The following is a 22,691-nucleotide window of genomic DNA, read 5'->3' on the forward strand; positions in this document are numbered from 1 at the left end:
TCGGATGCGTGTGATCTTTCCCCTGCCGGGCAATGAAGCGTTTGCCCAAGCGCTGGCCGAGGCCGGCGGCTTCGAACTCGGGCACTTGGAGACGCGGCGCTTTCCCGACGGCGAGAGCTATGTGCGCTTCCTGACCGACGTTCGAGGCAAATGCGTGGACCTGGTCTGCAGCCTGGCTGACCCCGACCAAGGCTTCCTGGGTCTGGTCTTTGCCGCGGACGCCGCCCGCGACCTCGGCGCACGCGAGATAACGCTGGTGGCGCCCTACCTCGCTTATATGCGCCAGGACCGACGCTTCCGGCCCGGAGAGGCAATTTCCTCGAAGAGCTTCGCCCGGCTGGTTTCGGCCACGTTCGACCGGCTGGTGACGGTCGACCCGCATCTGCATCGCTACCCGGCGCTGTCGGCACTCTACACGATCCCCGACCTCACGCTGAATGCCGCACCGGCGCTCGCCGACTGGATCGGGAAGAATGTTGAGGCGCCTCTGCTGATCGGCCCGGACGAGGAAAGCGAGCAATGGGTGTCGGCGATCGCCGCGCGCGTCGGGGCGCCGTTCACCGTGCTGCGCAAGATCCGGCACGGCGACCGCAGCGTCGATGTCGAAGTTCCCGATCTCGACGGCTGGCGCGGACGTCAGCCGGTGCTCGCCGACGATATCGCCTCGTCCGGCCGCACGTTGATCGAAGCGGCGCGCAAGCTGGTGCTTCAGGGATTCGCCAAGCCGGTCTGCACGGTCATTCATGGTGTTTTCGCCGAGGATTCCTACGAGCGGCTCGCCGATCTTTCGAGCCGCATCGTCTCGACGGATGCTGTGCCCCATCCGTCCAACGCGATCGCGCTCGCCCCGCTCGTCGCGGAAGCGCTCACCAGGGCACATGCCGGCGCGCAGAACCTCGTCCGCCATCGCCGGCCGCCCGAGCCGCTCGACGACGTCGAGCTTGCGGGTTTCGACTCCTTTCCGGCCAGCGATCCACCGCCTTGGACCGGAGGCTGAAACCCGCTCCGCTTTACCGACCAACCACAACAAGCAGGCGAGAATGACACAGGCAGATTTGTTCGAGACGTGGCGGAAGGGATTTGGTCAGATCGTTCACTCGAATGAGACGATCGAGCGCGTCCGCGCGCTCGCCTCGGCCGCCGCATCCGGGGAGGAGGCGCTCTACCGCATCCTGATCGCCGCCGACCGGCTTGCCAGCGCTGCGATGTGGACGGTCGTTCACATGACTTATGCGCAGCGGGTCGATCTCTCGGGTGCGCCACTTCCCGCCGATGCGTTCAAGACCACGCCCGAGGGGCACACGGGCGGGTCGCTCAACATGGTTCCGGCCTTCGTCGGCTATCTCGCCGCGGCTGCGCTGAGCGCCAAGACTCGCGCCTGGCTGATGGGGCAGGGGCATAGCGTCGCTGCGATCGAGGCGGTGAACACGCTCACCGGCGACGTCTCGCCGGCGCAGCAGGGGCGCTATGACCGCAGTGAAGAGGGCCTCTCGCGTCTCGCGGCGGACTTCTATTCCTATGCCATCGCCGCCGACGGAGCGGCGGCCGTTCCCCTCGGAAGCCATGCCGGGCCCAATACCGCCGGCGCGATCTCCGAATGGGGCTATCTCGGTTTCGCCGAGGTGCAATATGCCCATATGCCGCTGCCAGGCGAAAGCCTCGTCGCCTTTCTGAGCGACGGCGCGTTCGAGGAGCAGCGCGGTTCGGACTGGACGCCTCGCTGGTGGCGCGCGGAAGACAGCGGCTTCGCCATTCCCGTCATGATCCTCAATGGCAGACGCATCGAGGAACGAGCGCAGATCGCCCAGCAGGGCGGCGCCGAATGGCTCGCCGATCATCTGCGCCTGAACGGCTTCGATCCGTTCGCCATCGACGGGCACGATCCGGCCGCCTTCGCCTGGGCCATATTGGAAGCCGAGCGGCGCCTCGAGCGCTTCATCGCCGATCCGGCACGCGGCTATCCTGCGCCCATCCCCTATGTGATAGCCGAATCCGTCAAGGGCTTCGGCTTTCCGGGCGCGGGCACCAACGCCGCCCATAATCTTCCGCTAGAAGGAAATCCGGCTTTTGACGATGCGGCGCGACGCGAGTTCAATGAAGGCGCGGCTGCGCTGTTCGTGCCGCCCGACGAGATCCGGCAGGCCGTTGAAACCCTCGCCGTCCATGACGCGCAGCGCCGCCCGTTGGAAAGCCACCACCTTTTGGCGTTGCGCCATCCTCAGGCCCCCACGCTCCCTGAGCCGCAATGGGACCGGCCAAGCGACCCGCCGGATTGCGCCATGCACGCGCTCGACCGCTGGTTCGTGCGCCTCGTCGACCGAAATACTGCGCTGCGCGTCCGGGTCGGCAACCCCGACGAGCTACGCTCGAACCATATGGGAGCTACGCTCGAGCGCTTGCGCCATCGCGTCAACGTCCCCGAGCCGGGCGTGGCAGACGCTGCCGACGGTGCGGTCATCACTGCGCTCAACGAGGAAGCCGTGGCCGGGGCCGCCCTCGGCAAAAAGGCCGGGCTCAATCTGATCGTGAGCTACGAAGCGTTCGCGATGAAGATGCTGAGCGGTCTACGCCAGGAGATCGTCTTCGCCCGCCGGCAACGCGAGATCGGGCACGAGCCGGGTTGGATCTCGGTGCCTTTGATAGTCACATCCCACACTTGGGAGAACAGCAAGAACGAGCAATCGCACCAGGATCCGACGGCCGGAGAAGCGCTGCTCGGCGAGATGAGCGACACCGCGCGCGTCCTCTTTCCCGTCGATGCGAACAGCGCCGTCGCCGCGCTGCAGTCGCTCTACGAAGGCCGGGGCCAGGTGGCCTGCCTCATCGTGTCGAAGCGCGACATGCCGCATCGGCTCGATGGGGAGGCGGCGCTAAGGGCGGTCGAGACGGGAGCAGCCCATATCGAAGGCACAGCCGCCGACGCGGACGTGCAGTTCGTCGCCATCGGGGCCTATCAGCTCGAAGAGGCGCTGAAGGCCGCAGGCCGTCTCGTCGACGCCGGGCTGCGTCCGCTCGTCACGATGTTGATCGAGCCCGGTCGCTTCCGATCGCCGCGCGATCCGATCGAGCAATCCTTCACCGCCGAGGACGCGGCACTCGCGGAGCTGTTTCCTTCGAACATGCCGCGTGTGATCGCTACCCATACTCGGCCCGAGCCGATGCTGGGGCTACTGCGGCGGCTCGATGGAGGCCCATCGGCGACGGTTGCACATGGCTATATCAGCCGGGGCGGCACCCTGGACGTGGCCGGCATGCTGTTCGCCAACCGCTCGACCTGGGCACATCTCGTCGAAAGTTCGACGAGATTGCTGAACCGGCCCCGGGATCAGTTCCTGTCCGCAGCCGAATGCGCCGCCATCGACGGCCGCGGCGATCCGCACGACCTGCTCAGCCCATCCGCAAAGAGAAAGACCGCTTGATGCTCACCCTGACTTCCCTTGGCGCCGCCGGGACCGTAACCGGTTCCAAGCATCTGCTCGAGCATGACGGCAAGCGCATTCTGATCGATTGCGGCCTGTTCCAGGGCATGAAGAATCTGCGCGAGCTCAATTGGGAACCACTGCCAGTCCCGCCCGCCAGCATCGATGCGGTCATTCTCTCCCACGCCCATCTCGATCATTCGGGCTATCTGCCGCGTCTCGTGCGCGACGGCTTTCGCGGTCTCATCTATGCGACGGCGGCGACCCGCGACGTGGCCACACTCATCCTCAAGGACAGCGGTCACATCAACGAGAAGGATGCGGATTTCCTCAACCGCATCGGCGCCACGCGGCACAAGCCAGCCTTGCCGCTCTATGGCGTACGCGACGCCGAACGTGCGCTCGAATCCTTCAGCTCGGTCCCCTTTTCCAAACCCACCGATCTCCCGGGCGGGGCGAGGGTCACCTTCCGCCATGCCGGCCACATCCTGGGCGCCGCGACGGCCGACGTCGAATGGGGCGGCCGGCGCATCGTCTTCTCCGGTGACCTCGGTCGTTATTCCGACCCCTTCATGCTGGATCCGGAACCGGTCGCGGAAGCCGACTTCGTCATGATCGAGTCGACCTATGGCAATCGCCTTCATGAGCCGACCGACCCCGGCGAAGCGCTGGGCGTGATCGTCGAGCGCACCGTCCGCCGCGGCGGGACGGTCATCATCCCGGCCTTCGCGGTCGGACGCGCGCAGGCGCTTCTCTATTATCTGTGGAAGCTGCGGGAGGCCGGCCGGCTGAAGGACGTGCCGATCTATCTGGACAGTCCGATGGCCATCAATGCGACCGACTTGCTGTGCGATCATTTCGCCGACCATCGGCTTACGCCTCAGGTCTGCCGCGACGCCTGCGACATTGCGATCTATACGCGCGAGGTCGAGCAATCGAAGGCGATCACCACGAGCCCCTATCCCAAGATCGTCATTTCGGCGAGCGGCATGGCGACCGGGGGACGCGTCCTTCATCACCTCAAGGCGTTCGCTCCCGACCGCAAGAACAGCATCGTCTTTTCCGGTTTTCAGGCTGCCGGCACGCGCGGTCGCGCGATGCTGGAAGGCGCGCGCGAGATAAAGATCCACGGTCAATGGATTCCGGTCGCGGCCGAAGTCGCTGATCTGCCGATGCTGTCGGCCCATGCTGACGCCAATGAGCTGATGCGCTGGCTGTCGGGATTTCAGCGCCCGCCGAAGCGCGTCTTCATCGTGCATGGCGAGGCGCAGGCCTCGGAGGCGCTCCGCTCGCGCATCGACCAGGAGCTTGGATGGGACGCCGTCATCCCCCGTCAGGCACAGATGTTCGAGCTATGACGACGCCCGACCAGGACGCCCTCGTTCAGCGGACATTGCGCGCACGGCGGCTCGGCCTCCACACCCAGCACCAGCCTATCGTGATCATGCGCACGGACTGCCATGTCTGCCGCGCCGAGGGATTGACCGGACGCTCCCAGGTGCTGCTTTCGGCCGCGGGGCGTGAGGTGCGGGCTGCGCTGTTTCAGGTCGAAGGCGAAGGCCTGCTGGCGCCCGATGAAGCCGCGCTCTCGGAAATCGCCTGGGAGATGCTCGGCGTCACCGAGGGCGCTCCCATCAGCGTCACCCATGTTCCGGCGCTCGAGTCGCTCGCCAGCGTGCGCCGCCGCATCTACGGGCATCGCCTCGATGCAGCTGCATTCGCCGACATCGTCGGCGATGTCGCGGCTGCACGCTATACCGACGTTCACCTCGCTGCCTTCCTGACGGCGGGCGCGGTGCTGCCGCTCGACGAGCAGGAGACCGTCGACCTCACCGCCGCCATGATCGCGGTCGGTGACCGCCTGTCATGGGACGCGCCGGTCGTGGTCGACAAGCATTGCGTCGGCGGCCTGCCGGGCAACCGCACTACGCCGCTGGTCGTGGCCATCGTCGCGGCGAACGGCCTCCTCATGCCGAAGACCTCCTCCCGCGCGATCACGTCTCCGGCCGGAACCGCCGACACGATGGAGACGCTTGCTCCGGTAGACCTGGACATTGCCGCGCTTAAGCGGGTGGTCGACCAGGAAGGCGGTTGCATCGCCTGGGGCGGAGCAATCCACCTCAGTCCGGCCGACGACAAGTTCGTGCGAATCGAGCGCGAGCTCGACGTCGACACCGAGGGCCAGCTCATCGCGTCGGTCTTGTCGAAGAAGATAGCGGCAGGCTCGACCCACGTGGTCATCGACATTCCGGTAGGTCCGACCGCTAAGGTGCGTAGCGAAGAGGATGCACGGCAACTTGCCGAACGCCTGCGTGCGGTGGCGGCGCGTTCCGGCCTGGAGGCCCGTTGCCTGCTCACGGATGGCACACAGCCCGTCGGGCGCGGCATCGGGCCTGCCTTGGAAGCGCACGACCTGCTCGCGGTGCTGCGCAATGCGCCCGGGGCGCCGGACGATCTTCGCCGCCGTGCCGCATCGCTCGCCGGCGTGGTGCTTGAGATTGGCGGCAAGTCCGAACCGGGCGAGGGCGCGGCCCTCGCGCTCGAGACGCTGGCAGAGGGCCGAGCCTGGACCAAGTTCCAAGCGATCTGCGAGGCCCAGGGCGGCATGCGCGTGCCCCCGGTGGCGGGACAAACCCACCCTCTTGCTGCCGCGCAGGACGGGCGGGTCGTCCATATCGACAACCGGAAGCTCGCGCGCCTTGCCAAGCTGGCCGGGGCTCCGGACGTCAAGGCCGCCGGCATCTTCATGGAGGTTCGTCTCGGCCAGGACGTGGCGCGGGGCCAGCCGCTTCTGCACGTCCATGCCGACACCGCCGGAGAGCTCGCTTATGCGCTCGATTATGCCGCGATCGCCGGCGACATCGTTCGGGTGGAGCCATGAGGCGCACTTCCTGCATTTCTTAAAAAGGCATGACGAAGATGACCCAGCATCCAATCCGCGTCGCGATCAACGGCTACGGCGTTATTGGCAAGCGGGTGGCGTCCGGCGTCCTGGCGCAGAGCGACATGAGGCTCGCCGGTGTCGCGGACATTGCAGCGGACTGGCGGCTGCGTCCGCTTGAAGGTCAAGGCATCGGTCTTTACGCGGCGACGCCCGACCATGTCGCGCCGATGCGCGAGGCAGGCTTGGCCATCGCCGGCACGCAGGATGAGCTTCTCGCCCAGGCTAATGTGGTCGTCGACTGCACGCCCAAGCGCATCGCCGCCCGCAACGCGGAGATTTATCGGGCGAGCGGGATCAAGTTTATCGTGCATGGCGGCGAGAAGCATGAGGTCACCGGCCATTCCTTCGTCGCCGAGGTCTCGTTCGACAGCGCGGTAGGACGAGCGGCGACGCGGGTGGTGTCCTGCAACACAACCTCGATCGTGCGCACCCTGACGGCGCTCAAGCGTGCAGGCCTTTTGAAACGCGCGCGGGGCACGCTGCTGCGGAGGGCAACCGATCCGTGGGAAAGTCACCTGGGCGGCATCATGAACACGCTCGTCCCCGAGCGGGACATCCCCAGCCACCAGGGTCCTGACGCCCTGAGCGTCGACCCGGAGCTCGACGTCGTGACAATGGCGGTCAAGGTACCGCAGACGCTGGCGCATCTTCACTATTGGTCGGTCCAGATGACGCGGAGCGCGAGCAAGGAGGAGGTGCTCGACGCCTTTCGGGCCTCCTCCCGGATCGCCCTGATCCAGGCAGGCGATGGACTTGCCGCGATCAACACCGTCAAGGAGCTGATGGCCGATCTCGGCCGACCGCACGACAATCTCTATGAGGTGGCTTTGTGGGAGGACATGCTCAAGGTTCAAGGCGACGAGCTCTTCTACGCCTATATGGTCGACAACCAGGCCATCGTCATTCCCGACACAATCGACGCCATCAGAGCCCTGGCAGGATTAGCGACAAACGCCTCAGAGTCGATGGCGCGAACCAATGACGCGCTCGGTATTCACGGCAGGCTCTACTGAGTATCACCGACACATCCACCCGAAACGGCGGCGACCGCGGCGAAGCCTCGCCGGACTTAACATAAGGCAGAAGGCCGTCGGCGCCGCTATCAGGCGCGGCGATCCCGATATTGCTCCGCCCGCACGACAATTGCGCGCATGCTCGCCAAGCACATCGACGACTTCGCCAACCGCGACATCACAATGGCGCTGACCCGGTAGGAACCGACCTTGGGAAGGGGATCGAGCTTGTGAATGACACAGGAAGAGTAGATGACAGCCGTTCCCCAGAGCAATGATACTGCCCCGCCGTTCGCGGTAACGGCGCCCCCACCGCCTCCTGCGCGGCTCCTGCGATTGCCAGAAGTCATCGCACGCGTCGGGCTGAAGCGCTCGGCGATCTACCAGCGGATGAGCGAGGGTCGGTTTCCGAAATCGCGCTCGCTCGGCCCAAAGTGCGCCGTCTGGATCGAGGCAGAGATCGACGCTTGGGTTCAATCCGTCGCGGCTGGCTCGGCTTCGTCTCCGCAGACCTGAGCACCGCGTGCCAAGCTATGGTTGCCTCGCCGAACGCCGGCGACACGGACCTCAGCGCCGCGTTCGGACGACGATGGCCGCGCCAGCGAGAGCTACACGCCAGGTGGATCTATCAGGAGCACAGGAGCAAAGCCGCCGCCGGGCGTTCGCATGTTGGTGGTTTGGCCTTGGTAAATGCGGCTCGCGACCAGGAGCGGCTCGCCCCGATACGAATAGAGTCGCACGTCGACTTTGCGCGAGACAGTTTCGCCATCGATGCGCATCATCCTGGTGCTCGGCGGCACGAAAGCCTGGGCTATGGAGCCGTCATCGTCCAGGATCTGAGCCCAAGTCGAGCGGGTCAGCTTGTCGCCGCGAAACGCCCCTTTCGCCCCGTACCCTTTCGCCGGCTTGAAGAAGAGGTCTTTGCGCCGGGCCCAGAGTTCATCTGCGTTGTCGCGCGTCACCATGACCGTCCTGGGAATCGCGGCAGACACCGCGTTGATCGTCGCCGCGTCGGCGCCGAGATGGCGCAACCGCTCAGGATCGGACAGCACAACGAGGTTCCGCTTGTCAGCATGCACCGCGTGATTGAACGGATTGGGTGTCAGCACCACGTCGCCGGCCGCGTAGGCATCTCGCAGCGCCTCATGCGCCGGCTGCTCAAGCGCGAAATCCGTCAGCCGGTTGTAGACGAGGTCGACGGGGAGGCCGTCAGCGAGCAAACGTCCGTCCGCGTGGCGAAAGTCCGCGCCATCGACGATCAGGGCCTCGAATCCGCAATCCCGGAGCATCTCCTGCGCGATCACGAACTCGGGATAGAGGTATTGCTCCTGCGGTCGGTCGTCGGTGATCGCGATCCGGCGGAGCGGCTGCGACACGCGTTGGCTTCGCCACTCGCGTCCGAACATATCCGCAAGGGCTGCGGCGAACCCGTGCGGCGGTGAAATTCTTGCGTCCTGCGCTCCGCAACACCGCCGCTGCACCTTTGCCAGCACGGCGTTGAGAAAGGCACCGCCGGCGTTGGTGTTGATCTCGATGAGCCGCGGCCCCGACGCATCAAGGTGGAAGTCATAACCCATGAACACGCCGCTGGGCCCGTGGTTCTTCCCGGCGATTTCGGGAGCGTATGCGAGCACTGCCTCGATATAGGCCGGCATCGCTGCAACCCGCTCGATGGCCTGCACGACTGACCGCATCCGGTCCAGGAGTGAAGCCGAGAGGAAGGTCGCTACCCCCGAGAACAGATGGGGATGCGTAGTGGCGAATTCGGTTGCCGGAGAGACATCGCCCGAAGCCGCGGCGAGCGCGTCATTCAGGTCATCACGATCCACGCTTACGCAGAAACAGCGCGCGTTAAGAGACTCCGGCAGCATTGTTTGGTGTCGACCTTTCTCGTCCTGATCGTGAACCCCCACGAGCGGGTGGAAGGCTCCACTATTCAAACCATGATGACGTTGAGCCGGGACCGGCAGTGCCCTCACAAGGTCGGCCAGGCGTAGTATTCATAGAAGCTCGAGGGCTTCGCGCGGGTCGTCTACGGACGCAGCCTGCCCGACGGTGCCCCGAGCGTTTTTCTTAACCAGCTGGCAGTAGTGTTGAAGTCCGACCCTTCGCCAACAGCACTCGGACATTTGCGGATGGTTCGCACCGGTTGCCGCCCAATATGCTGTCTGAGGTACGTTGGTCCCCCTGATCGACGTGGTGGTCACTGATGGCTTTTTGAGGATTGAATGGTGAGTACATACGGAGATCTGCGTCGGTTGGTCGAAAGCACCGCCGTTGGTAGGCGGGTGACCAGACCAGCCATCTTGCGCACTGTGGTCATTACCGTCGTGCTGTTGGCGATCGTATACCTGCTGACCCGCCATGCGGATCATGCGCTGCAATACTTGCCTGTCCTGGTGATCCTGGCTTGTCCATTGATGCACATCTTCATGCATCGTGGACACCGGCACTGACGTCATCAGCTTGCGATCCGTGCGCGGGCCGTTCCCTACGTCCGGAACAGAAACATGATGAACCGGCCTCTTTCGGCGCTTCGGATGTGAAGGCGGTTTTTGAGATGTGCACATTCGCCACGCGATCGTTGTCTCTCATCCCTCTCGAGGACAGGTTGCCCTTGTCGGTGGCTCCCCGCGACTGCCGAAACTGTCGAAGCCCACGTCAGCGGGCAAGTGTCCCGATCGACTGGCCCAGCGTGCCTGACATCACCGCAAAACTAGCTTGGACCCGGTGAAGGATTGCCCGTGCGCTGGCGCCACTGCGTTTCTGATCCAAGGCCAGCGGCGAACGCGATCCGCAGGGCATCGGCGAAGTTGCTCACGCCGAGCTTTGTCATGGCATTGGCACGATAGACCTCGACCGTGCGTGAGCTGATGCCCAGATCATACGCGATTGTCTTGTTCGGGTACCCACAGGCGAGCCCGTCGAGCACCTCCCGCTCTCGCTCCGTGAGTGCCGCAATCTGAGCTCTTGCCCATTGTTCATGGGCGCGCTGCCCTTCGCGGTCCGCCAGGCGACGGAGCGCCGCCTGAAGAGCGTCCAGAAGCCTTTCGCGGTTGAACGGCTTCTCGAGGAAGTCCACCGCGCCCGCGCGCATCGCCCGCACCGCCGTGCCGATGTCGCCGTGCCCGGTGAGGACGATCACCGGCAGGTTGAGCCCTTGCTCGCTCATCAGCGACTGGACCTGCAAACCGTCAATGCCGGGCATCCTCACATCGAGCAGTACACAGGCCGGTTGGGTTCGGTCCACTCCCTTGAGAAAGCTCTCCCCGTCGGGCCACTTGTCAACGCTGAAGCCGGCCGTGCGGAGGAGGAAATCAAGGGAACGCCGCACCGATTCCTCGTCATCGACGATGTGCACCAGACTGCTATCCGCCATTCGGCCTTCCCCCTTGAGGCTGCCAGATCGTGAAAGACGTACGTCAGCAGCCGTGCGTTCGCCCTTGCCGTCGCTTAGACATTCCTTACGCAGTGGAGAGCGAGTTCCCTTATGATGCCCGAGAGCGAGCACGCAAAAACGGACCGGCCCGAGAGCGAACCCCTCCTGCGATCGATCCTCGACGCGGTCCAGGATGCAATGGTCGTCATCGATGACCAGGGGCGCATCCTGTGGTTCAGTGCGGCGGCCCAGAAGATGTTCGGCTACGCTGAAGACGAGGTGTTCGGCGAAAACGTAAGTACGCTCATGCCATCGCCGGATCGCGAGCGCCACGATGGCTATCTCCGCCATTACCGCGAGACCGGTGAGAGGAAGATCATCGGGATCGGCCGCATCACCACGGCCCGACGCCGCGACGGCAGCACATTCCCGATCGAGCTCACCATCGGGGAAGCCACGAGCAACGGCATACGTGTGTTCACCGGCTTCATCCGGGATCTTACCGAGCGGCAGCGAACTGAGAAACGGCTGCACAATTTGCAGGACGAACTCGCCCATGTTTCCAGGGTGACGGCCATGGGCACGCTGGCAACCGCGATCGCTCACGAGCTCAACCAGCCGCTCACAGCAATCGCCAACTACGTGGAGGCTTCCAAGCATCTGCTGAGTGAGGCCTCGCCGGAGCACGTGTCGGCAGTCCTGGAAGCGCTTGAGGAATGCGCCGGGGAGGCGGTGCGTGCCGGGCAGATCGTGCGGCGATTGCGCGATTTCATCAAGCGTGGTGACACCGATCGGCAGGCGGTTCCTCTTAGCCGCCTGGTAAACGAAGCAAGTGCGCTTGCGTTCATGAGCACCGGGAGCCGCGCGCTCGAGTTCGACGTATCGGTAGGGGCAGGAGAGCACGTACTCGCTGATAAGATTCAGATACAGCAGGTCCTGCTCAACCTGATCCGCAATGCCATCGAGGCGATGGAAGAGACCCCCTTGAAGCAGCTCAAGATCAGCAGCCGCAAGGCTCCCGGCGGCATGATCGAGGTCCAGGTGGCGGACAGCGGCCCCGGCTTGCCGGCCGCTGTGGCCCGAGACCTCTTTCAGCCCTTTCAGAGCACCAAGGCTGCCGGAATGGGCGTGGGCCTCTCCATAAGCCGCACAATCATAGAGGCTCACGAAGGTCGCATCTGGGTGTCCAGCTCGCCGCTAGGCGGCGCGGCGTTTCATTTTACCTTGCCAGACGCAACTGCGGGCGAACTGCTGGACTAACCGCCGCGGAGGCCTTCGGCATCAGCTCGAACAACGCGGAAGGGGAAGCTGCTTCCATCGGGCTCGACCAATGTCACGCACGCGCCGACGGTGAGGCAGTCGCACTCAAGGTGACAGATTGATTCGCAGTTCTGCGGGCCGAGCCCCTCTGAGAAGGCCCAGCCGCAACTGGTGCGCTCGAGCCGTCCTTGGCGATCCGGCTCGTTGGGCCAGAATCGGCGGACAGTGGCCAGTGCCGGCCTGCTGGCCAGCGCAACCTCGTCGATGCCGCCCTCGTCGTCCAGGGGCAGACGGAGCATGTAGGCCCTGCTTGCCGAACCACGCGGAAACTCGGGAGTGCGAGCGAGCTCGAGGCGAAGCAGCTTCCACTCGGACATATCAATGCGACCTTTTCGGATTGCCAGCGCTTCGTTCGAGGCCAAGAAAGCGGCGTCCAAGTGTCGGCGGACCATGTCTGCTGTACCAGCTGTCTGTGCTTTGCTGAGTATCGCCGAGCGACGTCGCGGGCGATTCCCGGGGGGTCATGCGGAATCGCCTGCCGCCCCTGTCTGAAGCACCCGCACGGATCACGGCACCCGCAATTGTACGGAGGCTTGAGGCGCGCTCATAAAAGCGCTGACCCGAGGTCCGGAAAGACCGGGCCGGCGAATGCTTACCGCAGCCCTCAGAGCACGACCCGTTCGGCCCTTGCGAGATTCCGCCGACAGCCACTCAACACACGGCTGCTCCGGAGAATTACCAATCGCGGCTGAAATCGGCCGCTGTCAGGTGCGGTCAGTCTCAATCATCAGACAGATCCACTGTTCCGCTCAGAAGGGAAATTTCCATGTCCAAACTAGCGTTGATTCTCCTTGCCGCTCTGCCGCTCGCCGGCTGCGTGACCACCACTGAACCGGGTTCGCAGGAGCGTGCCTACTGCGAGCGGATGGAGCGGGAGATGGGCACCGATCACCGCCACGACCACGCGGAGGCCAAAGGCATGGGCATGAACCCGATGAATGTGACTCATGCTCGCTGCCGCCAGATGCTCGGAATAAGCTAGTTCTGACGGGCAGCAGATGCCGCATCCCGCGAGATGCACGTGCGGCCGTTTCGATCGGCCCTGCTGCCCGTCACGACTGCGGGGGCGATTTGCGACGCCTCTGATATCCGAGGAAGCAACGGCTCCAGCCGCTGTCGTGTTGCGCGAGCAGCGCGGCCGGCCGCGTGGCCGACACAACCTGGTCGCCAGGAAGTCCACTTCCGTTGCACGCGGGGGAGCACCATCATGAGGCGGGCGCGGGCAAAGTCGGAGCGCGAGGTCTCCCCCCTCGTCGTTGAAGGTCGCGCCGACGCTCGCTTGGCCGCCAGGCGGGTCAATCGTGCCAGCGCTTGAAGCAGGGTTCCTAGGGCTGATCGGAGGCTCCGCGCTCCTGATCGGCGCGGCTACAGGCTACTGGCTGCATCTTCCACAGCGTGTGCTCTCAGCTGTCATGGCGCTGGGTGCCGGTGTCCTGGTCTCGGTCATCGCCTTCGATCTCGTCGATCGGGCCTACGAGCGGAGCGGGCTGGCATTGACGGGCGGCGGGCTCCTGGCCGGCGCAATAATTTTCGCACTTTGCAACGCGCTCATCAGCGCCGCGGGGGGCGATCACCGCAAGCGGTCCGGCTGTAATCCCTGTGCGCAGCAGGACCCGTCCGCCGGCCTAGCGATCGCCGCGGGCACGCTCCTCGACGGGGTCCCGGAATCCTTCATCATCGGCGTCGGCTCCCTTGATGGCACGCATGAGAACGCCGTCACAGTGGCAGCCTTCTTCGTCGCGAATATACCCGAAGCGCTCTCGAGCGCCGCCGGGATGAAACGATCGGGCCGCGGCCCGCTCTATGTGTTCGCGGTCTGGACGACGATTGCGCTCGCTTCCGGCGTCGCTGCGCTGGCCGGCCATTTCACGTTCTCGCAGGCTTCGCCAGCGCTGGTCGCGACAGCGTTGAGTGTCGCCGCCGGCGCGATCCTCGCGATGCTTGTCGATACGATGATCCCCGAGGCGGCCGAACAGGCTTCCCGTTGCAACGGTGTGCTGGCGGCGTTTGGTTTCCTGCTCGCCTTCGCCCTGGCCAAGCTACTCGGTTGATGCAGGCACCCGACGGGCGCCGCTCGGTGCCCCGGTCTAGATGTCCTGTTTGAGCCAGTCGTGCGTGAGAAGCTTGAGCTGCGCGAGGATCGACACCAGGAACGCGGTTGACCAGCCGATCATCATCAACCCGGTCGCACCTTCGATGGCGCCGAAAATCCGCCAAGTCTGCGCCAGCACGATATCGCCGTAGCCAAGCGTGGTGTAGGTCACCGTAGAGAAGTACAAGGCCTCCTCGAAGTTCGCTGCGGCCCCGACGAGCAGATATGCTGCGGCATGGAGCCAGATCTCGAGGGTATGTAGCGCAAACAGTCCGACAGAAGCGGCGAGCAGCAAGGTGAGCGGACTTGCGGACGCGGCGGACCAGTCCGTGGCCGGCTCGCAGCAAGCGAACGAGGGCGGCCAATCCAAGCAGATGCACCGTAACGGTCATCACGACCATCACGATCGCTAGAAGCAACTGGATCAGCATTACCCTCTCAACTCCCAAAGCCGCGTGAACTTGGCAAATGCCGAGCACATGCCGACCACAGCCGACGCTCCGCACAATTACGAATGCTGGCTATTCGCCGACTCTGCCAAGTGTCGCCTTCTTCGCCTCGGTGTAATCCTGCCCGGGTAGGACAAGGAATGGCAAAATGCGCCTCGCTATCATCGGGCTCGGGAGGATGGGCGGCAATATCGCTCGTCGCCTGCTCTCGGGTGGGCACGAGGTTGTCGCGTACGACAGGGACCCCGAGGCGCGGAGCAACCTCGCCGCGGCTGGCGCGGAGGTGGCCGGCTCACTGGAAGAAACCGCAATTATGCTCGCGCCGCCAAGGGTGTTCTGGGTCATGTTGCCCGCCGGAGCCGCCACGGAAAACACCATTTCAGGGTTGCTCGAACTCGCCTCCCCAGGCGACGCCATCATCGACGGAGGAAACACGTTCTTCAAGGACGATATTCGGCGGGCGAGGGTCTGCGGGCTCAAGGACGTAAACTACCTCGACGTCGGCACATCCGGCGGCGTCTGGGGATTGCAGAGAGGGTATTGCCTGATGATCGGCGGTGAGACGCCAGCGGTCGCAGCGCTAAAGCCGATTTGGGAAACCTTGGCACCGGGGCTGGGAACCGTGCCGAGAACCCCCGATCGCGGAGAGGCCGACGAGGATCCACGCGCCGAGCTCGGCTACATTCATGCGGGACCCGCCGGGGCAGGCCATTTCGTGAAGATGGTCCACAACGGGATCGAGTACGGCCTCATGCAAGCTTACGCCGAGGGTTTCGACATTCTGAAAGGCCGGGCTTCCGAGCGGCTGCCCGAAGACGAACGGTTCTCTCTCAATCTTACCGACATCGCCGAGGTGTGGCGGCGCGGAAGCGTCATCTCGTCATGGCTGCTCGACCTCTCGGCCGCTGCCTTGGCGAAGGACAACATGCTAGAGCCATTCACGGGGCGTGTTTCCGACTCGGGTGAGGGACGGTGGACCGTCGAAGCGGCGCTCGAGGAGGCGGTGCCCGCGCATGTTCTTTCGGCCGCGGTGCTGGCGCGCTACCGCAGCCGCGTCGACACCACCTTCGCCGACAAGCTTCTTTCGGCGATGCGCTATGGGTTCGGCGGACACGTCGAGATACCGCAGTGACTCATGGGTGCGATGCATTCGGCCCCGCGGTGATGACACCGCATTCCGCAACCGTGGCCGAACCTGGATTCGTCACCCGGTTGAGCGCGGTGGTGCGGCCTGACCCTGGGCGAGTGGTGATCCGGCCCTTCAATCCGGCAGACGACCCGCCCGGCTACGGAATATCGGATCGCCCGAGGGCGCAACGGATCGCCGATCGCGTGCTTGCACTCGGCGATGCGGACGTTGCCGCGGAGCTCGAGCGCCTGCTGGTAGGTCTTGCGGGCCGACATCGCGATCTGGACGCGGTCTTTTTGCGCCGGTTCGACGCCGTTAACGGGTTGCTGATCTGTCGATGCGACGTCAGCCGTGATCGCGCGATCCTTATCGGGGCGTACTTCTGCACCGAATATTCGTACGAGGCCGCGGCGCTGTTCAATCCAAGCATCGTCTCTCATCCCGACCAGTCAGGTGTCGAGGACGGCGCGGTTCGCTTCATCCTTTCGCTCAGGGCGGTGGGGGAAGGACACATTTCCTCCATCGCCTTCCGCACCGGCACGTGCACTGCGGGTGGGTCGCTGACACTTGATTCTCCGAAGCCCCAGCCAACCCTGCTGCAGACCACCTATCCGGTCGAATTGCCGGCCGGAGAGGCAGGAGTGCGCATCGTGTGCGATGGAACGCACGACCTCTCGGAGGTGGTCATCTCGCCTGTTACCGAGAGCCAAAGCCACGGCATCGAGGACCTGCGGCTTGTCCGGTTCACCGACGAGGACGGCTCGGTAAGCTATTACGGCACCTACACCGCCTTCAGCGGTCGGGAAATCCGGCAGGAGCTGCTGCGGACGATCGATTTTCGGACCTTCGACATGACACCACTTGGAGGTCCGGCGACGAGCAGCAAGGGCATGGCCCTGTTTCCGCGCCGCGTTGCGGGCAGGTACGCGATGATCGGTCGCCAGGACAACGAGAACATCCTGTTCTTGAGCTCGCCCGACCTGAACCACTGGAGTGGCGGAGCGCGGGCGGTCGCACCGCGCTGGCCATGGGAGTTCGTCCAGATCGGAAACTGCGGTTCGCCGATCGAGATCGACGAGGGCTGGCTGGTGATCACCCATGGGGTTGGCTCGGTCCGCAATTACTGCATCGGGGCGTGCCTTCTCGACCGCGAGGACCCGACCAAGCTGCTGGCGCGAACGACCGAGCCGCTCCTGCGACCGGGCGCGACGGAGCGATCCGGTTACGTGCCCAACGTGACGTACAGCTGCGGCGCGCTGGTCCATGGTCGCACGCTGGTCCTGCCTTTCGCCATTGCCGACAGCTTCACCACGTTCGCAACGATGTCCCTGAACGAGCTGGTGAGCTCGATGGCATGACACTGGGTCGCCAACCTAGACAACAAAGCGTGTTCCACAGAGCCAAGAAAGGAAACTAGCATGATAAACCGCACTCGCCTCAATCGCCTCCTGGTCCTTCCGACCATCTCTGCGCTTGCCGCATTGGGTCTTTCGGCGTGTCAGGCCGAGGAGGAAACGACGCCCGACCCTGCGGCCACCCAGGCCGTTGCCACGCCAACCGCCACTGCTGCGGGCGACGATGGCGGTCACGGAGCCGCCCAGATGCACGACGCAATGTCGGACGACGACCACCGCATGGGTGCCGACGGCCAGATGGACCGAATGCCGCATGACAACATGCCCATGGGACCCGGCGGCGCCAACCCGCAGGCGGCTCCCAGCCCGCCGCCGAGCAACTCGACGAGCATGGGCGAGGATGACATGTAAGTCGCAGCGGTTACTGTTGCTCGCATGACTTCAATTCGCTTTTTGCGCCGGCAAGCGAGCGCGACCCTCGTCGCGCTCGTTTTCTGGTGTGCCGGGGCGGCGTACGCCCAAGCCGCGGTGGATCCTGGGCCCGCGGGAGACCAGCATTCCGGGCATCACCCCGAGGGGAGTCCGGCGGTCCCGGTGACCGCCGCGCCGGCGACCGCCGCCTCCGCCACGCCCGATGCCCAGGGGATGGCGGGCATGGGCGAGATGATGGGCGACATGATGGGCGGGGAAATGGAAGCCGAGCATGGGCGTCCGACGGCACCCTTCTTCAGCCGGCTGATCGCCATGCCCGACCTCAATGAGGAGCAGAAACACCAGCTCGCTCGAGAAGCCCAGGACCGCATCCATCGCGGACTGCAGCTCATGGAGCAAGGCTCGAAGGCGGCAAACGATGCTACCAGCGCCGCTCAGTCGGCGGAGGCCGCGCGCGCCATCAGCGAGGGCCTCGCCCTTTTTCAGAGCGGCACTGCAGCGCAAAATGCACTGGACGGCAACGCCGCTCCGCAAGCCGTGGCGCTCGACTGGTTTCGCGCGCAGACCAACCTTGCGCCGTTGACGGATCACGAGACCGGCCAGGAGACGCTGTTTGGATTAAGCGCAGGCCACCTGCTGCTGATGAGCGTGCTGACGCTGGTCTCGCTGGCGCTGCTGGCGCTGCAATATCTTCGCTGGCGGCGGGTGCGGGAGCTCGCTGCGGGTGGCGCAAGCGCAACCGCCGCTCCCCTTCCGGTCGCTCCCAGAGCGTCGGAGAAAACCGCTCGCGTTAATCCGCTGTCAGTGCCTCAGAACCCAGCGGTCGGACTCCCCGCGAGCGCGGAAGGCCGTCTAGAGACGAGCAATTCGTCGCCCGCGGGCGGGGCGGCGCTGCGACGTCCGAGGCCTTGGTCGGGTGAACTGCGGGTCGCACAGATCTTTCGCGAGACGCCGACCGTCGCCACGTTCCGCCTGGTCGAGCCCGCGTCCGGCCGCCTCCCGTTCGACTTTCTTCCGGGTCAGTTCCTGCAGGTCGAGATCGAGCTCGACGACGGCGCACGCTCGCGTCGCTCTTATACGATCGCCTCTTCCCCCACGCAGCGAGGGTACGTGGAACTGACCGTCAAGCGGGAGGAGCTTGGGGCGGTTTCTCGCTATCTGCACGATCAGGTGAGCGTCGGAGAGCAGCTGAAGGTCATGGGACCCTATGGCTCCTTCACCTTTACCGGCTCGGATGCCGACAGCATCGTGCTGATTGCCGGGGGCGTCGGGATCACGCCGATGATGTCGGTGCTGCGATATCTGACCGACACGGCCTGGCAGGGCGAGATCTTCTTTGTCTATGGAGCCCGCTCGACCGAAGAGTTCATTTTCCGCGAGGAACTCGAGCAGCTCGAGAGACGGCACGCGAAGCTGCACGTTTTTGCGTCCATGCAGCGAACCCCCGGTACGGTCTGGCTGGGGCCGCAAGGGCCGATAACCGGCGATCTCCTCCAAGCAGCCGTGCCAGACATCGCCAGCCGCCGCGTTCATCTGTGTGGTCCTCCGGCCATGATGGTGGCGATGAAACGGATTCTTGGTGAGCTCGGCGTCCCGGACGCCCAGATCCACAGTGAGGCATTCGGGCCGGCATCGCTTCCGAGTGATCACGCCCCGGGTGCGTTGAGCACGCTCGATCCTGCCGCGCCGCTTCCGCCGGAAGCGTCGGGCCTTGCGGCGCCCCAGACGGCGAGCGCCAGCGACGTCGCACCGGCGACGGTGACCTTCTCGGTGTCCGGGGTGTCCGCAGCCCTGCCGGCCGACCAGACGGTGCTCGAAGCCGCCGAGGGTGCCGGTGTTGAGATTCCCTACTCGTGCCGTATCGGTGAATGCGGTGTGTGCGTGACGCGGCTTCTCGAAGGGCAGGTGACAATGGCCGTCGAAAGCGGGCTTGATCCGTCTGACAAGGCCGAGGGTTACATCCTGGCGTGCCAGGCGAAAGGTACCGGGGTGCCGCTGGTGGTGGAAGCCTGATGCAGCCACGCAATGGAACGATCGTCGGCGCCCTCGTCGTGCTTCTGCTCGTGTTTCCGCTGGGCTTCCTCGTCCACGTGTCCCCCCGCTTTCCCGGCAGCCTTGTGGGCAGCCTCATCGGGATCACGGCCGCAGTGCTGATGCTCGTCGCGATGGGCTACTCTGTCGTGAAGCGCGTCCCCGCGGTGCGTGACCGCGTCTCCCGGCGGGTCTCCGCCGGCACCCTGTTGTGGATCCACGTCGTCGCGGGGATTGGGGGCGCAATCCTGGCCGTCGTGCACGCCGCTCACAAGTTCAACAGCCCGTTAGGTATCTCGCTCACCGGCACGCTGTTGCTCGTGGTGCTGAGTGGGTACGTCGGCCGTTACATCCTCGGGCAGATTGGACGCGCCGTCCGGGGCCGTAGATCGGAACTCGCTGCGCTTCGGAGCGCCATCGAAGAGCGACGGACTGCCGAGCCTCATTCGCAGGACTCGGTCTCTCCCCCTGTCGAACGGCCTCACGCGTGGCTGTTCGCACTGCTGGGCGACGAACGCGTATCACCGCCGGAAGGGGCAGACGACTTGACCGATCTCGCCGGCGCCATAGCTGATACCGAGTACGCCATACGATCCGAAGAATTGGCGGGAAGCCTGCTTCGCCGGTGGCTCATTCTGCACACAGTTCTTGCGATCGTCCTCGTCGTGCTTGTGGTGCTGCACGTGTGGGCAGGCCTTTACTACGGGCTCCGTTGGCTTTGAAGATCGCCAACGGCCTCTACCTCGCGTTTATTGCGATCGGCCTGCTGATTGCCGCGGGCGTACCCTTACTGGTCCACGAAACGGACAGCGCGGTCTCGGGATGGCAAGGACTGGTCCAGCCCGGGCCGATCTCAACGTCCCACGCGGCCTTTGCCGACCAGTGCACCGCCTGCCACAAGCCTCACGAAGGCGTCGAGCCGACCAAATGCATTGCCTGTCACGCCGCGACCGACTTCGGCAACAAGCAGTCGACGCAATTCCATGCCCAGGCCAAGGAATGCACCAGCTGTCACGTCGAGCACGAGGGCGATGCCGGCATAGTGCGCATGGACCATGCGGCGCTCGTCCTGGGCGACCTGTGGGCGCGACGGCCGGAGCGGGTTTCCACCCCAAGCAGGTCTCCTGAGCCCAACGGCGATCCGCTAAGCTCTCTCAACTGTGCGAGTTGTCACTCGAACCGCGATCCCCACGCCAGGCTGTTCGGGCAGACGTGCAGCAGCTGTCACGGCACGGACAAATGGCAGATCGAAGGGTTCCGGCACCCGTCCGTCAACTCAACCGAATGCTCACAATGCCACCAGGCCCCGCCGAGCCACTACATGATGCACTTCACCATGGTTTCGCAGCGGGTAGCGGGGGAGAAGGCTTCGGTGGAGCAATGTTATGCGTGCCACACCACCGATGCCTGGAACAATATCCGCCGCGTCGGGTGGTACGACCACCACTGATCGGCAGAGTCCGGTAGGCCGCGCGTCGGCTCAGCCTTCCAGGCCACCCGTTGCTGCGAAGCTCGAAGCTGACGCTGTCAGCAGCCGCGCCTGTCGCTTCTCTGCGCCATGGAGGCAATAGCCGTGGCGGCGGTCCGCGACGACGCCGATCGCGTGCTGGAACATGCCGGTGTGGTCGCTCATCGCGAACACGTCGGCGAGGCCCGGCGTGGCGGTGATCGGAGCGATGTGGCCGGCCGGGGCGACCGCGGTTTCGATCAGCGCGGCGGCGCCGTCGGCGAAACGCGGCCAGATCGTCTGGCGGCCCATGGCATAAGCGCGCCGCTGCAAGGCGAGCAGCTCGCTCCGGTCGTCGAGCAGCGCGGTGACCGCCCCGGCGATCGCAGGCGCGCTGTCGGGATCGATCAGCACGCCGGCATCGCCCGCGAGCAGCTCCTTGGCATGGAGGTACGGCGTCGAGACGACAGCCTTGCCGAGCGCGACCGCGTAGCTGAGCGTGCCCGAGGTCGACTGCTGAAGGTTGAAATAAGGCGTGACGTAGATGTCGCAGGCCTCGAGCTGGTCAAGCAGCTCGTCGGTCTCGACAAAGCGGTTCACCCATTCGATGTGATCGGCCACGCCGAGGCGCTCGGCGCAGTCCTGCAGCTCCTCGCGGTAAGCTTCGCCGTCGCGCGCGACCAGGGTCGGGTGCGTCGCGCCGACGATGCGATAGACCGTGTCGGAATGCTTGGCGACGATCGCCGGCAGCGCCTCGATCACGCGCTCGAGGCCCTTGCCGGGGCCGAGCAGGCCGAACGTCATCAGCACGTTCTTGCCGGCGAGGCCCATGCGCTCCTTGAACGCCTCGGAACGGCCGAACGGCCGGTCGGGCGCGCCGTGCGGGATAAGCTGGAGGATCTCGTGCGGGGCGTGGTACTTCTCGGCGAGCAGATCGCGCGAGAAGCGGCTCATCGTCATGATCCGGCTCGAGCGGCGGACCAGGTGATCGAGGATGCCATACCGCACCTCGCTCGGATCGGTCAGCACGGTGTGGGGCGTGAGGATCAGCGGCGCGGCCAGGCGGTCAACGAAGTCGCACACCATCTCGCCCTCGGGCCCGCCGAAGATGCCGTATTCGTGCTGCAGCCAGACAGCATCGACGCCGCTCTCGTTGATCTGACGGGCGGCGCGCGCATAAGCGGCGGGGTCGTCGTAGGCGATCGTGCCGGCGATCCCCTGGTAATCGAGCGGCGCCTTCGGATCGTCGAGCGCATAGATGTCCACGCGGATGTTCGGATGGAACTCGGCGAGCTTCTCGAACACGTCGGTGCCGAAGGTGGCGATGCCGCACTTGCGCGGGGCGTAAGTGCCGATCAGCGCGATGTGACGCGTCTCCCCTGCCGCGGGCTTGAGCTGCGAGAAGATCGAGCGGATCTGGGCACCCGAAGCGGGGGCCGAGCGGCGGTCTAGAACCGGGTGGTCGAAATTCATCGGCGTTCCTGAGTCTGTCGCCGTGCGCCTCGTCCCCGAGACCGCGGCGAAACGGTCATTGTACAGCCCGAGCTCCTGCCTACTCGGGGCCGCCGCGGGACCGCGCTGGGCATTTCTTGAGCCAGCGGGGCCCGTGCAGCAGCCACCGCGGCGACAGCGGCGCCGCTACCGCCGTGTCGCCTTCGCTCCGCCGTGTCAGTTCATCTGC

General features: G+C 65.1%; 21 protein-coding genes. 16 read left to right on the forward strand and 5 right to left on the reverse strand.

Going from position 1 to position 22,691, the window contains the following annotated elements; all coding sequences use genetic code 11:
• Positions 1-4 precede the first annotated feature (4 nt).
• From GRI40_RS13035 to GRI40_RS13060, 6 genes are all read left to right on the forward strand, one after another.
• The gene (locus tag GRI40_RS13035; protein WP_160611950.1) at positions 5-997 is read left to right on the forward strand and encodes a ribose-phosphate pyrophosphokinase; all 993 of its coding nucleotides are present in this window, start codon (positions 5-7) and stop codon (positions 995-997) included.
• 58 nt (positions 998-1,055) lie between these two features.
• Positions 1,056-3,419: a phosphoketolase family protein gene (locus GRI40_RS13040; RefSeq protein ID WP_237489182.1), complete on the forward strand. Its 2,364-nt coding sequence runs from the start codon at positions 1,056-1,058 to the stop codon at positions 3,417-3,419.
• Positions 3,419-4,777: an MBL fold metallo-hydrolase RNA specificity domain-containing protein gene (locus GRI40_RS13045; RefSeq protein ID WP_160611951.1), complete on the forward strand. Its 1,359-nt coding sequence runs from the start codon at positions 3,419-3,421 to the stop codon at positions 4,775-4,777. Before GRI40_RS13040 ends, GRI40_RS13045 begins: the two co-directional genes overlap by 1 nt.
• Positions 4,774-6,300, forward strand: a complete 1,527-nt coding sequence (locus GRI40_RS13050; RefSeq protein ID WP_160611952.1) for a thymidine phosphorylase family protein — start codon at positions 4,774-4,776, stop codon at positions 6,298-6,300. The genes GRI40_RS13045 and GRI40_RS13050 overlap by 4 nt, the downstream gene beginning before the upstream one ends.
• Before the next feature lie 29 nt (positions 6,301-6,329).
• The gene (locus tag GRI40_RS13055; RefSeq protein WP_160611953.1) at positions 6,330-7,376 is read left to right on the forward strand and encodes a type II glyceraldehyde-3-phosphate dehydrogenase; all 1,047 of its coding nucleotides are present in this window, start codon (positions 6,330-6,332) and stop codon (positions 7,374-7,376) included.
• Between the two features lie 252 nt (positions 7,377-7,628).
• Positions 7,629-7,892, forward strand: coding sequence for a helix-turn-helix transcriptional regulator (locus GRI40_RS13060; protein ID WP_160611954.1), 264 nt, complete (start codon positions 7,629-7,631; stop codon positions 7,890-7,892).
• A 92-nt stretch (positions 7,893-7,984) separates the two neighbouring features.
• Here GRI40_RS13060 and GRI40_RS13065 read toward each other — a convergent pair whose 3' ends face one another.
• Positions 7,985-9,205, reverse strand: a complete 1,221-nt coding sequence (locus GRI40_RS13065) for a hypothetical protein (RefSeq protein ID WP_337190575.1) — start codon at positions 9,203-9,205, stop codon at positions 7,985-7,987.
• Between the two features lie 459 nt (positions 9,206-9,664).
• Between GRI40_RS13065 and GRI40_RS13070 the strand changes: the two genes are divergently transcribed.
• Positions 9,665-9,832 (forward strand): DUF2933 domain-containing protein, encoded by a 168-nt coding sequence (locus GRI40_RS13070; protein ID WP_337190576.1) that lies wholly within the window; start codon positions 9,665-9,667, stop codon positions 9,830-9,832.
• A gap of 260 nt (positions 9,833-10,092) precedes the next feature.
• Here GRI40_RS13070 and GRI40_RS13075 read toward each other — a convergent pair whose 3' ends face one another.
• Positions 10,093-10,755, reverse strand: coding sequence for a response regulator transcription factor (locus GRI40_RS13075; RefSeq protein WP_160611957.1), 663 nt, complete (start codon positions 10,753-10,755; stop codon positions 10,093-10,095).
• A 111-nt stretch (positions 10,756-10,866) separates the two neighbouring features.
• On the opposite strand from GRI40_RS13075, the gene GRI40_RS13080 reads away from it, so the two are divergent.
• Positions 10,867-12,015 carry a two-component system sensor histidine kinase NtrB gene (locus tag GRI40_RS13080; protein ID WP_160611958.1) on the forward strand — a complete coding sequence of 383 codons (1,149 nt, stop codon included), beginning with the start codon at positions 10,867-10,869 and terminating at the stop codon, positions 12,013-12,015.
• On the opposite strand, the gene GRI40_RS13085 is transcribed toward GRI40_RS13080, so the two are convergent.
• Entirely contained in the window at positions 12,012-12,314 is a 303-nt protein-coding gene (locus GRI40_RS13085) for a hypothetical protein (protein WP_237489183.1), read from the reverse strand. The genes GRI40_RS13080 and GRI40_RS13085 overlap by 4 nt on opposite strands.
• A gap of 527 nt (positions 12,315-12,841) precedes the next feature.
• Here GRI40_RS13085 and GRI40_RS13090 point away from each other — a divergent pair.
• Both GRI40_RS13090 and GRI40_RS13095 read left to right on the forward strand, forming a co-directional pair.
• Complete coding sequence (locus GRI40_RS13090; RefSeq protein WP_160611959.1) at positions 12,842-13,057, forward strand: hypothetical protein; 216 nt, start codon at positions 12,842-12,844, stop codon at positions 13,055-13,057.
• Between the two features lie 319 nt (positions 13,058-13,376).
• The gene (locus tag GRI40_RS13095) at positions 13,377-14,126 is read left to right on the forward strand and encodes a ZIP family metal transporter (protein ID WP_160611960.1); all 750 of its coding nucleotides are present in this window, start codon (positions 13,377-13,379) and stop codon (positions 14,124-14,126) included.
• Between the two features lie 36 nt (positions 14,127-14,162).
• Here the strand turns inward: GRI40_RS13095 and GRI40_RS13100 are convergent, their stop codons facing one another.
• Positions 14,163-14,462, reverse strand: a complete 300-nt coding sequence (locus GRI40_RS13100; protein ID WP_337190577.1) for a potassium channel family protein — start codon at positions 14,460-14,462, stop codon at positions 14,163-14,165.
• Between the two features lie 302 nt (positions 14,463-14,764).
• On the opposite strand from GRI40_RS13100, the gene gnd reads away from it, so the two are divergent.
• The 6 genes from gnd to GRI40_RS13130 are packed head-to-tail and all read left to right on the forward strand — an operon-like array spanning position 14,765 to position 21,013.
• Entirely contained in the window at positions 14,765-15,748 is a 984-nt protein-coding gene (gene gnd / locus GRI40_RS13105) for a phosphogluconate dehydrogenase (NAD(+)-dependent, decarboxylating) (RefSeq protein ID WP_160611961.1), read from the forward strand.
• A 32-nt stretch (positions 15,749-15,780) separates the two neighbouring features.
• Entirely contained in the window at positions 15,781-17,103 is a 1,323-nt protein-coding gene (locus tag GRI40_RS13110) for a glycoside hydrolase family 130 protein (RefSeq protein WP_160611962.1), read from the forward strand.
• A 60-nt stretch (positions 17,104-17,163) separates the two neighbouring features.
• Entirely contained in the window at positions 17,164-17,511 is a 348-nt protein-coding gene (locus tag GRI40_RS13115) for a hypothetical protein (protein ID WP_160611963.1), read from the forward strand.
• A 24-nt stretch (positions 17,512-17,535) separates the two neighbouring features.
• Positions 17,536-19,545, forward strand: coding sequence for a 2Fe-2S iron-sulfur cluster-binding protein (locus GRI40_RS13120; protein ID WP_160611964.1), 2,010 nt, complete (start codon positions 17,536-17,538; stop codon positions 19,543-19,545).
• Positions 19,545-20,285, forward strand: a complete 741-nt coding sequence (locus GRI40_RS13125) for a hypothetical protein (RefSeq protein WP_160611965.1) — start codon at positions 19,545-19,547, stop codon at positions 20,283-20,285. Before GRI40_RS13120 ends, GRI40_RS13125 begins: the two co-directional genes overlap by 1 nt.
• Positions 20,276-21,013: a cytochrome c3 family protein gene (locus GRI40_RS13130; protein WP_237489184.1), complete on the forward strand. Its 738-nt coding sequence runs from the start codon at positions 20,276-20,278 to the stop codon at positions 21,011-21,013. Before GRI40_RS13125 ends, GRI40_RS13130 begins: the two co-directional genes overlap by 10 nt.
• 30 nt (positions 21,014-21,043) lie before the next feature.
• Here the strand turns inward: GRI40_RS13130 and GRI40_RS13135 are convergent, their stop codons facing one another.
• Positions 21,044-22,483, reverse strand: a complete 1,440-nt coding sequence (locus GRI40_RS13135; protein WP_160611966.1) for a glycosyltransferase family 4 protein — start codon at positions 22,481-22,483, stop codon at positions 21,044-21,046.
• Positions 22,484-22,691 lie beyond the last annotated feature (208 nt).

The organism is Tsuneonella aeria, from assembly GCF_009827495.1.
GTDB lineage: Bacteria > Pseudomonadota > Alphaproteobacteria > Sphingomonadales > Sphingomonadaceae > Tsuneonella > Tsuneonella aeria.

What these genes read in the sequence shown, in the direction of transcription:
- GRI40_RS13050 (WP_160611952.1), top strand. Translation starts at nt 4,774, where the DNA reads ATGACGACGCCCGACCAGGACGCCCTCGTTCAGCGGACATTGCGCGCA.
- GRI40_RS13125 (WP_160611965.1), top strand. Translation starts at nt 19,545, where the DNA reads ATGCAGCCACGCAATGGAACGATCGTCGGCGCCCTCGTCGTGCTTCTG.
- GRI40_RS13055 (WP_160611953.1), top strand. Translation starts at nt 6,330, where the DNA reads ATGACGAAGATGACCCAGCATCCAATCCGCGTCGCGATCAACGGCTAC.
- GRI40_RS13045 (WP_160611951.1), top strand. Translation starts at nt 3,419, where the DNA reads ATGCTCACCCTGACTTCCCTTGGCGCCGCCGGGACCGTAACCGGTTCC.
- GRI40_RS13135 (WP_160611966.1), bottom strand. Translation starts at nt 22,483, where the DNA reads ATGAATTTCGACCACCCGGTTCTAGACCGCCGCTCGGCCCCCGCTTCG.
- GRI40_RS13075 (WP_160611957.1), bottom strand. Translation starts at nt 10,755, where the DNA reads ATGGCGGATAGCAGTCTGGTGCACATCGTCGATGACGAGGAATCGGTG.
- GRI40_RS13060 (WP_160611954.1), top strand. Translation starts at nt 7,629, where the DNA reads ATGACAGCCGTTCCCCAGAGCAATGATACTGCCCCGCCGTTCGCGGTA.
- GRI40_RS13085 (WP_237489183.1), bottom strand. Translation starts at nt 12,314, where the DNA reads ATGCTCCGTCTGCCCCTGGACGACGAGGGCGGCATCGACGAGGTTGCG.
- GRI40_RS13090 (WP_160611959.1), top strand. Translation starts at nt 12,842, where the DNA reads ATGTCCAAACTAGCGTTGATTCTCCTTGCCGCTCTGCCGCTCGCCGGC.
- GRI40_RS13035 (WP_160611950.1), top strand. Translation starts at nt 5, where the DNA reads ATGCGTGTGATCTTTCCCCTGCCGGGCAATGAAGCGTTTGCCCAAGCG.
- GRI40_RS13115 (WP_160611963.1), top strand. Translation starts at nt 17,164, where the DNA reads ATGATAAACCGCACTCGCCTCAATCGCCTCCTGGTCCTTCCGACCATC.
- gnd (WP_160611961.1), top strand. Translation starts at nt 14,765, where the DNA reads ATGCGCCTCGCTATCATCGGGCTCGGGAGGATGGGCGGCAATATCGCT.
- GRI40_RS13120 (WP_160611964.1), top strand. Translation starts at nt 17,536, where the DNA reads ATGACTTCAATTCGCTTTTTGCGCCGGCAAGCGAGCGCGACCCTCGTC.
- GRI40_RS13110 (WP_160611962.1), top strand. Translation starts at nt 15,781, where the DNA reads ATGACACCGCATTCCGCAACCGTGGCCGAACCTGGATTCGTCACCCGG.
- GRI40_RS13080 (WP_160611958.1), top strand. Translation starts at nt 10,867, where the DNA reads ATGATGCCCGAGAGCGAGCACGCAAAAACGGACCGGCCCGAGAGCGAA.